General features: G+C 36.5%; 11 protein-coding genes. 10 read left to right on the plus strand and 1 reads right to left on the minus strand.

Annotation, left to right across the window (positions count from 1 at the left end; all coding sequences use genetic code 11):
- Positions 1-980 precede the first annotated feature (980 nt).
- Entirely contained in the window at positions 981-1,190 is a 210-nt protein-coding gene (locus tag R0J88_RS12435) for a hypothetical protein (RefSeq protein WP_410900064.1), read from the plus strand.
- Between the two features lie 606 nt (positions 1,191-1,796).
- Here R0J88_RS12435 and R0J88_RS12440 read toward each other — a convergent pair.
- Positions 1,797-3,689 (minus strand): winged helix-turn-helix domain-containing protein, encoded by a 1,893-nt coding sequence (locus R0J88_RS12440; RefSeq protein ID WP_410900065.1) that lies wholly within the window; start codon positions 3,687-3,689, stop codon positions 1,797-1,799.
- A 254-nt stretch (positions 3,690-3,943) separates the two neighbouring features.
- On the opposite strand from R0J88_RS12440, the gene R0J88_RS12445 reads away from it, so the two are divergent.
- From R0J88_RS12445 to R0J88_RS12485, 9 genes are all read left to right on the plus strand, one after another.
- Positions 3,944-4,810 (plus strand): hypothetical protein, encoded by an 867-nt coding sequence (locus tag R0J88_RS12445; protein ID WP_410900066.1) that lies wholly within the window; start codon positions 3,944-3,946, stop codon positions 4,808-4,810.
- Between the two features lie 117 nt (positions 4,811-4,927).
- Complete coding sequence (locus R0J88_RS12450; protein WP_410900067.1) at positions 4,928-6,427, plus strand: hypothetical protein; 1,500 nt, start codon at positions 4,928-4,930, stop codon at positions 6,425-6,427.
- Positions 6,428-6,804: 377 nt separating this feature from the next.
- Positions 6,805-7,641, plus strand: coding sequence for a hypothetical protein (locus R0J88_RS12455; protein WP_410900068.1), 837 nt, complete (start codon positions 6,805-6,807; stop codon positions 7,639-7,641).
- Positions 7,634-8,062 (plus strand): hypothetical protein, encoded by a 429-nt coding sequence (locus tag R0J88_RS12460; RefSeq protein ID WP_410900069.1) that lies wholly within the window; start codon positions 7,634-7,636, stop codon positions 8,060-8,062. Before R0J88_RS12455 ends, R0J88_RS12460 begins: the two co-directional genes overlap by 8 nt.
- Positions 8,052-8,723 carry a hypothetical protein gene (locus tag R0J88_RS12465; protein ID WP_410900070.1) on the plus strand — a complete coding sequence of 224 codons (672 nt, stop codon included), beginning with the start codon at positions 8,052-8,054 and terminating at the stop codon, positions 8,721-8,723. Before R0J88_RS12460 ends, R0J88_RS12465 begins: the two co-directional genes overlap by 11 nt.
- Positions 8,724-8,920: 197 nt before the next feature.
- Positions 8,921-9,880 (plus strand): viperin family antiviral radical SAM protein, encoded by a 960-nt coding sequence (locus tag R0J88_RS12470; RefSeq protein ID WP_410900071.1) that lies wholly within the window; start codon positions 8,921-8,923, stop codon positions 9,878-9,880.
- The gene (locus R0J88_RS12475; RefSeq protein ID WP_410900072.1) at positions 9,877-11,184 is read left to right on the plus strand and encodes a DUF4145 domain-containing protein; all 1,308 of its coding nucleotides are present in this window, start codon (positions 9,877-9,879) and stop codon (positions 11,182-11,184) included. The genes R0J88_RS12470 and R0J88_RS12475 overlap by 4 nt, the downstream gene beginning before the upstream one ends.
- Positions 11,185-11,605: 421 nt before the next feature.
- Positions 11,606-13,270 (plus strand): N-6 DNA methylase, encoded by a 1,665-nt coding sequence (locus R0J88_RS12480; protein ID WP_410900073.1) that lies wholly within the window; start codon positions 11,606-11,608, stop codon positions 13,268-13,270.
- Positions 13,260-14,792: a restriction endonuclease subunit S gene (locus R0J88_RS12485; protein ID WP_410900074.1), complete on the plus strand. Its 1,533-nt coding sequence runs from the start codon at positions 13,260-13,262 to the stop codon at positions 14,790-14,792. The genes R0J88_RS12480 and R0J88_RS12485 overlap by 11 nt, the downstream gene beginning before the upstream one ends.
- The last annotated feature ends 42 nt before the right edge of the window (positions 14,793-14,834 follow it).

Genomic DNA, 14,834 nt, shown 5'->3' on the forward strand with positions numbered 1-14,834 from the left:
TAATAATAGAAAACCGAATTGCAATAAGCACCGAGACCTTGGTTCTGTTAACCCCTTTTTGGTGGTTATTTGCGCCTAGATAATACCGCATATCAATATCAAAATAGCGAGGGTAGTGAGTATGAAGAGTGTTGTTCGTTTCCAAATTTATTGATGGTTGTTGTGTCATTTTCTAAAATCTTTCTGGCTAGTTAATTAGTAAAATTAACTAGTACCGCAACACAAAAATTATCATCATTTTAAAATTAAATTGCCGTTTTTCATTCCGAGAAGCTTTAACAGCATGCACGTAATGATTGCTGCGATAATAATCGCAACAAAAGCCGCTGTCAGCGGATGGCCTCGTCGCTGTGCTACTCAACCATAGGGTCTAAAACGCCCGCCAGCTCTGGTGTTGCTCCGCAACGAGCTAACTCGACGCGCTATCGCGCTAGCGTTTTAGACCCTGCGCGAATGCACCGAGCTACGCTCTGTACTAACCGCCATACTGCCGCGCCTGACAATGCAATGGGTGCCCCATAATTTGCATTTTTCATCTGCTGTAATTTTCTGCGAAAATAGATGGTTCGATATCAATTTGTGCCAAAATGATATCGAATTTCGCTGATGCGAAACACTATCGCGGTTAGTACAGACCAGCTGTACATTCGCGCTGTCTCCATGTGTCTACGGCTTCGCCTACAACACATTACGCGCTTGTTGGCCTCATTCTGAGACGCTTTTTTTTTGCAGTTTTTCGTGCCGAAAAATGCGTTTTATAAGAGCGTCTTTTAGACAAAAGCGCCTTCAAAATAAACTTATTAATGAACTTTTTAGATAAAGAGGAAAGGGTTTTTACTAAAAAAATTAAGTGAAAATAGAAGAAAAGTGAATGCCTTATTCAAACTTTTTGCGCTGAGCTGCGCAGTCAAACAAGTTTGTTTTTTATCACGAAATCATTAAATTTGAAAGCAGAAATTAATGATTAATAAGGTTAAAAAATGAAAAATAATGACGCTAATGATATTGCTATTAATCCCTCAACAGGATTACCTATCACAAATGCGAGTTCCAACATCTTAGATGTTGGCGGCAATGTGGTGGGTCAGCCTGATAGAGTAATGACTGTTTATGAGATTGAAGATTCGATAGCGGACTCTATAGAGCACGATTGTTTTGATGCTTTTGACTCGTTTGATGATGGTTTTTAATGCCCAAAGTTTTGAAAGCAATTAGTCAGTATCGAATAGAAATCGTATATTCGACCATTGCATTTAGTGGCTCAGCTATACTGATATTACAGTACCAATCGACTCAAAATTTTGCGTGGTTTATAGCTCTGAGTTTTTTTTGCACTAAAATGATTCTCGGCATTATTAATTATGAGCAATATTGCCAGAGTAATAAGCGTAGCATGAAGGTAGCGATCAAATATTTGCTACTTAAATTTGTATAACCCCTTTTTTATTTGTCCTAAACGCAAAGCGCCTAATTCTAGTGCGCTTTTTTAGTTTTATGATTTAAATAATGCAGCAATCTAGTTCAGGTTATTTTTAAGTGATTCTATTACCAGCGCAGCTGATAGTGATTATAACCTTAAATTGTGAGTAGTTAATTGGCTCATTACCTCAGTATTACAAATAATAAAAAGCGAGTGCTTTTAGAAAAATGTGGTGCTTTTGACTTAGTCAAATCAGGCAATAAAATCGCACTTTTAAAACATGCTACCTGCCCAAAACATTTCAATGCGCTTACTCACTTAATGGAAATTAAATACCCTAGCTAAAAAGTTCAGGGTGATTATAGCTGATACGCTTTTAATCTAATTTCAACCTCAAAATGGATGTATTAACATCAGCTTCACCTAAATAAAGAATATCCTCCTCATAGGAAATAAGCTTCGTAAATCTGGCGCGTGATTTTGTTTTTTCTATTACTTTACCGGTATTGATATCCACAATATGTGTTTGTTCTTTAACATTGTAGCGGTGTGCAATTTTTCCTTTGTGCTCAATTAGTAGTCTTTTCTTTGTTTGCTTACTTATTATTTCACGACTTTCATTAACAATATTCCCTGTAAGAGTATCTACAAATAAACACCCTTGTTCACTTTGAAATGCTCTTTCACCTTGCTCCACTATTTTTGTGAAAGTGTCTGTGTTTTGGTCAAATAAATGAATGCCTTCACCTTCTGCAATCATACATTTACCGTTAGACACGAGCTGAATAGTTTTTATATTGCTAACTTGGGTCAATTTATTTTTAACTAACTTATAGACACCATCAGCACCTGCCAAGAATATTTCGTTTTTAAAAAAAGCTATATGCCTAAGGCTCAGGTTTGAATCGAAGTAAATAGAATTAAAAACAAGCCCATCTTTAAGTTGTTCTATTGCGTAACCACTGTTAGTTAATGCTAAAACTGTAAGCACCTTATCAGTATAGGTGAAGTCTCTAACACCATTTTCTAAGCTATAAGTAAAATTCCCTGATGAACTATATATAACTTCTTTTGCAATGTTACCTAAAGATAAATAGAGCTGTTCTTCAAGGATTAAAGGGTCATCAATTTTAGTAGCTTGCGGTGCCATCAAAAGTGATAAATTTATATCTTGGGATAATATGTCGTCTGATAACGGCAACATAAATAGCTCATTATTATTACCCACAAAGAATAGGTTTTGCTCTGCAACGGCAATGGAATAAGGTTTAGATCTAAACTTATAAAATGTTTGTCTATTATTACCCTCAAAGTAAGTTAATGACATCTCATCTAAATGATTCTCTCTTAATGAAAATACGCCATCATTGTGAGCTTTTATGTATGCGTCAATAAAGTTTTTATTATTTTCTGACTCAAAGTTGATGCTAAAAACTTCTTCTAATCGTTTAGTTTTCAGGTCATATACAAAAGGTTTAATTGATGAACTCGGATCAACGTTAAAAGTAATGTAAAACCTATTTTCATCAATCCAATCAAAAGAGGGGAATGCATTTTGCCTGTTACAGGGGATCTCATCTATTTGGTCTTCGACAGGCCTCTGAAAAACTTTAATTTTACATTTTGAATCTTCAACTACATGCATTATTGTGCGGCCACTTGTATGAATTTCTAAGCCGCGATAAGCACCAGAATAATTCTCCGACATTAACACTGTGTTTTGACGATTTAAAACTTTGTATAACTTTGATGTGTTTTTGTCTCGCGCAGTAACAAATAGCGAATTGTTATAAGTTGCGTAGTCCAAAATATAATCTTTAGATTCAAAAACGGTTTGGGTAGAAACCTTCGGTAGCGCTTCAATCTTCCCTTTGTAGCTATAAGATAAAATTGCCACAATACATATCAAAATAATAAATAGCGAAGTGAACAAGTACTTATAATTCTTTACTTTTTTGTGATTAACCGTTGCGGGTTCAAACGATTCAAATTTGAGTTTGTAGCCTCTGCCTCTTATGTTTTTAAATGACTCACTATCACCAAATTTTAACCGTAGATCACTTATCAGCTTACGAAGTGAGTTTTTAGTTACAATGCGCTCCCCCCAAATTTCTGATTCAAGAGTTTGTGTATCAACAAAACCATCATCGGACGAAAAAAACAGTTTAAGTGCAATTATTTCTTGCGAGGTCAGTTCAAGCTTTTTGTTGTTTTTTGATGCTGAATTAATATCTGGTGAGATTAAAAAGTCATTGATTTTATAGTTCACAGGGAGAGCTTTATTATTTTTTCGGGGAGTTTAACCATTTGTTTTGATTATTTCAACAATCACCATGATATTTATAACTATTTAATAATTATGATATTTCACACTAAATCACACTGTTTTATATTTATTCACTACCTTTTTTTATAAAGATCATAGATATTTCTTGTCCGAAAAAATGAGCTTTAAAACCCTCTATATTTGGGGTTACAGACTCGTATTTAATTAAAACATTGAAGAAAAAGGAATTATAAATAATGAGCTTGAAAAAACTTGCTATAACCGCTGTTATTTTGTCTTTTGTTTCGGGTTGTAAGTCTACTCCCGATATTAGGAATATCCCGTTAAGTCAAACGGCTAAAAATAAAACATTTGAATATAAAAAACTTTCAGGCGTTGCAAGTGATGTTGTTACTTTAGGGGCGGTTAAAAATGCTTTAAAAGAGCATGTTTCAGCACAAACTGGATATACGCAATGCAATAGCGAATGCGGTAAATGGCAAACGGCAGACATAAAATTAATATGGGGTAAAGACGTTTTTCTAACTGATTCTGAAGTAAAGATTACCTACTTTCGCGGGGATAAATTTCGCACAGGTAGTACTTACCTTTCAAAAGTTCACACTGCATTTCCTTACCAAATTGAAGAAACAACAGAATCTTTTAAAGTTAACCTTTTACCTGCAGTGACTGCAACTGCAGAAGATGCTTCTGACGCATTGTTTATTCCAATATCTTCCCCAATAAGCGACAAAACACTTCAAGAGTTACTCGATAATGTGATGGATAAACCGGGTAAAGATATTGATAAATATGTTTATTCAAGTGGCTCATTTGATGTTGATTTTGACCCTGCATCTGTTCAAACAAGTTTTGAGAGAAAATTAAAGCAGCGAGCTGATGAAAACAAATCAAATAAGCGAGTCTACAAGAATCGTTTTACATTTAATTCAGGTGGTACAGTTGCGTATGTCGACTTAGATATTTTTTTATACCGCGGTAAGTCAAAAGTTGAATATCGTTTAAGTCATCCTGTTTCTGCAAGCCCTGACGGTACATCACAATATGATGAAAAGCTGATGGGCGTTTTACTCGAGCATCTTATAAGTGTTGCTAATAGCTGAGTTATTTTAAGCCGTTTAAAAAGCGTGCTTAGACAAGTGCGCTTAAAAATAAAAATCAATACTTTAAGTTTCTATCTCAATTTCCTACTTGCCTTAAAAAATATTGGAATAAACAAAATGAAAAAATTAATTGCTCTATCTCTTTGTAGTTTACTTGCGGCGTGTGGTGGCGGTGGGTCAGAGTCTACACCAAAAGTTAACGATTCAGTTGGTGACACATCAACGGGCACTGTTACTAATACGGATTTTGTTATCGGTACCGTGGCTCCATTAAGTGATGCTCGTGTGTGTGCTGATGTAAATCAAAACTCTGTGTGTGAAGAGTCTGAATTTTTGGGCCTAACATCAACATCTGGCGCTTTTACAGTAGCGGGTGACTACGCAGATACAGCAATTATTATTGACGCAGTGCCAGAGCAAACACTTGATATTAATACTGGTACCCTTGTTGATGGCGCTTACACAATGTACGCAGAAGCAGGTACTGTTAACGTGAGTGCTGTAACAACAATGTCAGTTGATTCTGGCTATTCAATGCAGTCAATTGCTGATATGTGGCTTGTTGACTTAAACATGGTGACAGGAGACTACACAACGCTTTTGGAGTCAGGGAGTCCTCAAGCTATCTTGGTAGGGCTTGCGTCTGATTATGCCGTTAAGCTGTTGCAAGAGGGGGGTTCTCTTTCTGGTGTGCCGCAGAGTGTGTCTTTAGTGGCTGATTATGTATATTCAACTCTGGAGTCGGGTGTTAGTCCAGCAGATATTTCATTCGAGTTGGATAGCGATGGGCAGATGTATGTTTCTGTGCCAAGCGTTGATGGAGGTACGGGTGATAGTCCATTTATTCAAGAACTATCTGAGCCTCTTTTAGTGGGTGACTGGAGTGCCTATTACTTTGACCGTGTTACCGAAGATGATGGGTTTGGTCGTGTAACGATCACTGAGGGTATTGGTGATGCTTATTGTTCAGTTAAAGAATATATTACAGCAAATAAGCCTATCCCATTGGATGCAGAGAAAGAATGTGTAGATTTTTTGTATACTCACAATACTGCTATAGCTGGTGATGCTCAATATCGTTTCGCATATGGTCACAAATCAGATAAGGGAACAGCGCTGCTTTTCAAAGCTTACAAAAGAGTAGAAAACGATAATTTCCTTCCAAATGGTTATATGTGGATTGATAATTATGATGTTAAAGAAGATGAGGGTATGGGGTTACGTGGTCGAGATTGGTGGCACTCTATTTACTCAGGTTTTGCTAAAAACAGCGAAGGTGATTATGATCATGTTGTTTATAAGGTTGACTACGAAGCGAGCCTAGTTGCTGAATATGCAAATGGTGAAGTAGACGAAGGTCGATTAAATTATATTGAAAATACGAGAATGACGCCTACTATTACAGTTAAAAATCAGTCTTTACAATATTATACTGCAACTGCTAGCAATCACATCGCTGCTTTCCGTGTTGATGATTATGTAGCTTTGGCGATGTTTGAGCGTAACCAAGAGTTGTCATTCGGTTTACTTTCACCAAATGGTGAGATCATTTCTTCAACGCTAAACGCAGAAGTTTTTGATAACTTGTTAATCAATATGATTGAATTAGAAAAATAGATTTTGTTTGTATGAGAGCAAAGGGGCTTCTATTAGAAGCCCCTTTTTGACTGAAGTAAGTTTTAATTAATAAAAGTACTCTTGTTATAATTTGCCTTTGTTAGTGAAAGCCATTAAGTGTAAATAGCTAGTCTTATATGAGCCAAAGTTTATTAATTAAGAAACCTTCACCGATTTTTGAAAATTAAGTTTTATAAAGTTTTAATCTTTGCGGTATCATCAGCTTATTCATGTTAAATTCATCTTAGGAAGTAGTTTTTCATGGATTAAAGTGCCTAACTGTCACTCTGTTCATAAGTATAAAAATATAAGAGCTTTAGTTTTAATAGTATAAAAAGCTTCAATTTAGTAATTTGTATAAGGATATTAAGAGAAGTATGGAAAGCAATAACGAGCATTCGAACACCACCAACACCAATGAAACAGTAGAAGCAGAAACTCAAGATAACCCTCTTTCCCAGAATCAATTAATACAGCAATGGCGAGTAAACCTTGCATCCCTAAAAAAAGACACAGGGTTCGAAGTACCTAAAGAGCTCGATAAAAGTGATGAAAAGGTTACCACCGCGCTAGATTCAATAGCGTATTTAGATAAAAAAAATACATTACTAGATGAAAATGAAGATTTTCAGTTATCAGACAATGGCTTTGCAACATATAAAGCCAAACATATGATTGCCTTTGAATACTTATCGCAGCAAAAAAAACTCGCGCCCGATGGGGACTCATCAAAATTTTACTTTTTTTCAAGAGCTAAACAAGTTGAGCAGTTATTAAAACCAAGCAGTTGGGTTCACTCTTTATTTCACTTCTTAATCACGCTAATCGTTATTTTAGTGCTTGGGGTTATTAGCCTCTTAGTATTGGATAAAACTCAGGATAATTTGTTCGTTAAGTTACTAGTAGGCTGGTTTTGGATTGTAAATATTAAAACAGCGGGCAATTTAATTGGGAAATATAAAAAATTAGCTATTACCCCTTTTCGATTTAGTGTCAGCTTGATAGGCATCCATTCACTAAACGTACTAATAAAAGTAAGTCTACTAGGCATTATTCCTTTTCTTATTGTGAGTAAATATAACGCTTATTGGATTGATGACATGATAATAATTACCTTATTTATTATGTGCCTAATCAACTTTAAACCTGACGAAAAACCATTAAAGCAAGTAGTTGAAAAAGACTTAACAAAAGCAGGTACAGCTAATGTTTAAAGGGTTCATATTAGTTGTATTCATTCTTTTCAGCTCAAGCAGTTTAGCAAACGTTGATATAGAGCTTGCATGTAAAGAAAAAAAAGAGCAACAGCGCTCCCTATTAGAAAGGCTTTCAACCTCTGTGACTGAAGCACACTTAGCGGGTCAATGCACTGGGTATGATTCGTACTACGAGGTTAATCTTAAAGAATCTTGCTCAGAGTTTTTAGAGCAAAAAGAATCGCTGCTCAGTTCTTTAAGTACATCCCTCAAAGAGGCTAATTTGGCTGGCATGTGTATTGGCGCAATTTATAGAGTAGCAAAGCGGTGTAAAGTAGATACTTACAACATTAATTACGCATACATTGCTAGAGGGGCTTTAACTGTTCATAAAGTAGAGCAACGGCTTGGTTGCTATGGTAATCAGTATGGCTGGTAAAAATAAAAGTATTGCAGCGGTTGCCTGTCAAGCCTTGGGAATTGACCGCAACTTGTTACCAGAGCGCTTGAGAAGTCGTTTAAATTATTACGTTAAAGATAAAAATCTCAAAGCTAAACTACTTGATGAGGAAGATATAAAATCTGAGTCAGTCGATTATGTGCCAAAGCCTATTAAAGCAGGTAATCATATATTTATTCGCAATCTTGTTATTCTAGATACGTTGTTTGAAGATAAAAAATTAGTTGTAAATTGGCTCGGTGGCGAAAAAATCAACACTGAAAGTTTTGATCAATTTGCCAGGGAGTGGAGGGCTAAAAAATTACTCTTTCAAGCACTTGATAAGCGTATTGTTGACTTAAGGCTTTTCCTATTAGGTGAAAATATAGATTGGTCAAAAGATGAAATCCCATATCCATTCAATGAAGGTCAATATAGTTCATTGGAGATGATTGCTAATTCTATTGAGTTTGATATTCAACCGAGCCCATTTGATTTAGCTCTTAAGGCTGTGCTCGAAGGCGAGTTTGGTGTTCTAGGTAAGCTAATTACTAAAAAACCAGATGCATTTATTAGCGAACAGGGTCAATGGCTAGTAACTCTATACAACACTAAAAAAGCAGAATATGAAGAATATAGTTTATTGCTAAATAAATATTAGAATATTTACTGCCTTCCCTTTTTTGTGAATTTCACAGTTTGATACTTGCTCCTGAAGTCACCGCCGACTGCGGTGATATTAGGAGATTATAATGCACCATTTAATTCTTTTTTCATTATTCAATGAAACCAATGAACTTTCATTAGCTGATTCAGCTATCAAAACAACGTTATTGAACCTTGTGTTAGGAGGTTCAAATGAATAACTCTATTGATGAATTAGTCATTAATTATCACGTTACAGAAGTATGTAATTACTCATGCAAATTTTGCTATGCAAAGTGGGACCGTCCTAACGAAATCCATGCTAATGGCCAAGACGCTGAGTTAATGCTTGAAAAGTTAGCCAGTTACTTTTTTGACGATAATACCAATCAAGTAAAATCGGTTTTTCCTTATAAAAGTGTGCGTATCAATTTTGCAGGGGGCGAGCCTTTAATACTTAAAAAACGTTTTGCACAGTTAATTATAAAAACAAAGTCACTTGGCTTTAATTTATCGCTAATTACTAATGGCCATTATCTAACTGACTCGTTTATAAACAACTATGGTGCCATGTTTTCAATGATTGGGATCAGTTTTGATAGCCAATATTTAACTGCACGTAAAGATATTGGTCGAATAGATCGCAAAGGTAAGTCTTTTGGAAGTCACGATTTAATTAAAGTTGTTACACAGCTTCGTAACGTTAACCCATCCATCACAATAAAAGTAAACACCGTTGTTAATAACCTAAATTTCCAAGAATCATTTGAGGAGCTAATAGCAGAAATAAAACCCGAAAAATGGAAGGTGTTTCAGGTGCTTCCTGTCTTAAATAACAACTTATTAGTTTCTGATGAGCAGTTTTCTGGGTTTGTAAAACGCCACGCTTCATTAAAAGAAGTCATGGTGGCAGAAGACAACGAAGCAATGACAAATTCTTATTTAATGATTAACCCTCAAGGGCGCTTTTATCAAAATAGCGCAAATCAAAATGGATACGTTTATGGTGATTTAATTTTAGATGTAGGTGTGGAGCAAGCATTAGAGGTCTGTGAAATAAACTGGGAGACGTTTACTAGCCGATATAAAAAGGATAATACAGTTAGCCTCATTAGTAATAGCGAGTATCAGCTTAAAAATAACGCCGCGTGTAAACAGGGAGCATTAGCATGAGCACTATAAATAATGATGAACAATTCGCAGCATTATTTAAAGAGTCCATTGAGTCAGATTACAAAAATGCACTATTACTGATGAATGTAAGCCCTGATGTTAGTTTGTTTAAATTTCGCAAAATACTAGAGACCTTATGCTTACTATATGCGCAACACCATAGCTATGAATTTACTAATAAAAACTTATGGGAGCAAATAAATGAACTTGCATATATCAGCGCAATTCATGGGGCTGATAGAGAGCTATTTCATGCTGTTAGAGAGTTAACAAACGATGGAGTACATAATAAGGAGTTAAGTAACGAGAGCTTGCAGGGTAAGGCGTTAGCCTCAAGAAAAAAAATCTTAAACTTATTGGAAAGTGCTTACTTGAACTTAGAACTTGGCGAGCGCATACCTAAATACGAGTTAATAAATGTGGGAGGCCAAGAGCACAAAGACATGTGGTTTAACTGCTTAATCTCTTGTGATTATAAAGAGTATCTAAACTTAGGTGATTTTTACGAAAAAATGGGTGAAGTTTTTGAAAGTGAAGATTTAGATGAAAAATCTTTCACTGCGCGCGCACAGACTATGTATTCTTTTGCAGCTGAGTCTTATAAAAGTGCTTTTCAACTTTGCTCAAAAAAAACAATAACTGATGTTATTAGCGCTGATGATAAACAAATTAGTATTGCTCAGCAAAGCCATCAAATTCTGTTTAAATATGCTCTTTTATGTTTCAACAATAAAGTAGATGACCTACATATTACTGAGGTAACAATATTATTAAACGCATTAGCAAAAAGAGGCTTTTACGCTGCTTACGCTTATTTAGGTTGGTGTTATTACTTAGGTGAAGACTATAAAAAAGCACATAAATACCTTAACCACAAAAAGGCTGAGCATACTGTTTTTCTATATCAGAGGTTAGGTGTTTTATACTCTTCAGGCAAAGCTAGCTCAATTAATGGTGATAAAGCGATTGAGAGTTTTAAAAAAGCAGTGCGGCTAGGCTGTAATAAATCAATGTTTGAATTAGGTAAAATCTATTACAAAGGTGATTTAGTTAAAAAAGATGACGAACTAGCTCAAAATTACTTATGCCAAGCAATTGCTACTGGTAACTTAGATGCAGCTTTGTACCTTGATGAAAAGTACTTAAAAATAAGAGAGCTATTTTCTGGATTGCTAGACGAAATTAAAGGTGCCAAAGTAAAAAGAGGGCCACAAAAATGTTGTACTAAAACCACTAAATTAGGAAGAAATGAACCTTGTTTATGTGGCTCTAATTTAAAGTATAAAAATTGCTGCGGAAAATAAATGCAAATATCCATAATGTTAAGTGTTTATATTTAACCAATGAATGATCGCAGTACGTCTTAAAAAGTAAACCTTAAAGTAAAAGCGAGAGACAATGTCTCTCGCTTTATGTACAAATACGCTTGCATCATCGCTGTTTTAATACGTTTCGTGAGCGGGTATTATCAAACCCATTTTGTGACACGTAAAGTTAGTAAAAGATACAAATTCAGATTATTCATAAACTAAAATCACTTAGCCCTTTAAATAAATTACATACGGTTTTTTTTTGCTAAAAGCATAAGTTTACCCTCATCCTTACATTTACAAAGCATCCCTACTTTTAATACCAATTTATTACTAATTAACATTCAAAAAAGCACGACCTTTGCGGTATGATAAGCCAATAATTTATATTGATATTCTTGCAAAGAGAGACCACATGGACGCTGCATCAAAAAAGCCTGCAACTAAAAAAGCTACAAAAAAAACACAAGTCGGGTTTGAAGAGTCCCTTTGGGATGCCGCCAATAAACTGCGCGGCAGTGTTGAGTCAGCCGAATATAAACACATTGTTTTAAGCTTAATTTTTCTTAAATTTATTAGCGACAAGTTTGAAGGGCGTAAAAAAGCCATTGCCAGCGAATACGGTGATGAATACATCGACATGGTCGACTTTTACGCGATGGACAACGTGTTTTACCTACCTGAAGACGCACGCTGGTCGTATATTCAAACCAACGCTAAGCAAGGCGATATAGCTGTTAAAATAGATACCGCACTACACGCGGTTGAAAAAAACAATAAATCACTCGCGGGCGCATTGCCCGATAACTACTTTTCACGTTTAGGGCTTGATGCCAGTAAGCTCTCAGCACTAATCGATACCATTAATAATATCGACACCATTGCCAACCAAAACGAAAAAACAGAAGAAGACCTCGTTGGCCGTGTTTACGAATACTTTTTAGGTAAATTTGCCGCCTCTGAAGGTAAAGGCGGGGGCGAGTTCTATACGCCTAAGTCAATTGTTACCCTAATAGCCGATATGATCGAACCATTTGAAGGTAAAATTTACGACCCTTGTTGTGGCTCGGGCGGTATGTTTGTGCAATCGCTTAAGTTTATTAATAGCCATAATGGCAACCAAAAAAACATATCTATTTACGGGCAAGAGTACACCAACACCACTTATAAACTGGCAAAAATGAACCTAGCTGTGCGTGGTATTTCGGGCAACTTAGGCGATGTAGCAGGCGACACCTTTTTTAAAGACCAACACCCCGACCTAAAAGCCGATTACATAATGGCAAACCCACCATTTAACCAAAAACAGTGGCGCGCCGATAACGAATTAGTCGACGATGCTCGTTGGGCCGGTTACCCAACACCGCCTACCGGTAATGCCAACTATGCGTGGATCATGCATATGATCTCAAAGCTCAGCGAGCATGGCACCGCAGGCTTTGTACTGGCTAATGGCTCAATGAGTTCTAACACCAGTGGCGAGGGCGATATTCGCCAAAAAATAATCGAAAACGATTTAGTCGATTGTATGATAGCCCTACCAGGGCAGTTGTTTTACACCACACAAATTCCGGTGTGTTTATGGTTTATAAGCAAAGATAAACGCGGTAATAACGAAAAAGGCATTCTAAAACGCCGTGACCGCCAAGGCGAAACGCTATTTATAGACGCTCGCGAAATGGGCTCTATGGTAAACCGTACTTTAAAAGAGCTCACCAACGACGACATAGCAAAAATTACACAAACCTATCACCTTTGGCGCGGCGAAGAGCTTGCTACTGCTGAAAGTGCCGAGCTAGAAAGCGCAGGTAAAGAGCAAAGCGCAAATAAAGGGCAAGAGCAGGAATATGCAGATATCGCCGGTTACTGTAAATCAGCCACCCTTAGCGATATAAAAGCGAACGACTACGTACTCACCCCAGGGCGCTATGTTGGCGCGGCCGATATTGTAGATGACGGTATTCCGTTCGAAACTAAAATGAGCGAGCTTAGCCAAACCCTTTATAGCCAAATGAGTCAAAGCGAGGAGCTTGATCAAGCCATTCGTAAACACTTGGAGGCTTTGGGTTATGGGGAGTAAGTGGAAGTCAGGGAAATTAGGAGATTATGTCTCTTCTTGTTTAGGTAAAATGCTCGATAAAAAGAAAAACAAGGGTGACTATCAGCCATATCTTGGTAATAGTAATGTTAGATGGGGATATTTTGAATTAGATAATTTGTCAGAAATGAAGTTCGAGCCTCATGAATTGAATCGTTATGGTTTGAAAAAAGGAGACCTTATAGTTTGTGAGGGTGGTGAACCTGGGCGATGTGCTATTTGGGAAGAGGACGTTCCAACAATGATGATTCAAAAGGCGCTTCATCGAATTCGACCGTTTAATGAATTAGATTCTAAATATCTGTTTTATTGGTTCCTTAATGCAGGAAGAGCTGGAAGATTAGATCCTTTTTTCACTGGGACTACAATAAAACATTTAACAGGCAAAGCTCTCTCTCAATTACCAATTGATATACCTCCAATGGAGCATCAAAGGTATAGTGTTAATATACTAAGTAGTTTAGATGATAAAATACAGCTAAACAAAAAAACCAACCAAACCTTAGAACAAATGGCGCAGGCGTTATTTAAAAGCTGGTTTGTTGATTTTGATCCGGTGTTCGACAATCTACTTGCCAGCGTTGATTTTAAGTTAGAAAACCTTGAAACTAGTCTGCCTGACGAGTTAAAACAAAAAGCACAGCGCCGCTTAGCGGCACTGGACAGCTTAGAAAATGCGGCCGAAATAAAAACCTCACTCATTGCGCTCGCTCACGAATTACAAGCACAGTTACCAACAAAAGAAGCAACACAAGCAACTGTTTCAGCCGCTGAAACACCCGTTAAAGCAAACTTTAACGCCAACCCTAACATATTGGCCCAACACGCCAACACCCACGCCCACTTCCCTAATGAGTTCGAACACAACGAACAACTAGGCTGGATACCAAAGGGGTGGGATATAAAAGCTGTCTCAGAGACCATACAAATAAATCCAAGAACATCTTTGTCAAAAGGTGCTATTGCAAAGTTTGCAGATATGAAGTCAATTCCAACATCTGGGTATATGGTTGACGAAATAATTGAAAAAGCTTTTTCCGGTGGTGTTAAATTTAAGCAAAATGATATATTGCTAGCACGAATAACGCCTTGTTTACAAAACGGTAAAACAGCCTGGGTTGATTTTCTTAAGGAAGACGAAGTTGGTTTCGGATCAACAGAGTTTATAGTACTTCGTGAAAATAATAATATTAGCTTTCCATTCATAGCTTGCTTGGCAAAGGATGATAGTTTTCGTGCTCATTGTATGCAAAGTATGGTTGGCTCTTCTGGTCGACAAAGAGTTCAAAATGCCTGTTTTGATAGTTACTATTTAGCTCTTCCAAAAGGTGATGTATTAAAAGATATGTTCACCGAGTTAACAAAACCAAACTTTAAAAAAATGACAAATAATAAGTTAGAAAGTGAATCTTTAACCAAACTCCGTGACACTCTGTTACCCAAACTCATCTCTGGCGAATTACAAATACCCGATGTAGCCAATGATGAAGAAGTAGTCGATTAATAACCTTAGCTGAGCGTTTAAGGCCAAAATAACAAGAATAAG

The sequence above is a fragment of the Pseudoalteromonas sp. SIMBA_162 genome (assembly GCF_046535955.1).
GTDB lineage: Bacteria > Pseudomonadota > Gammaproteobacteria > Enterobacterales > Alteromonadaceae > Pseudoalteromonas > Pseudoalteromonas marina.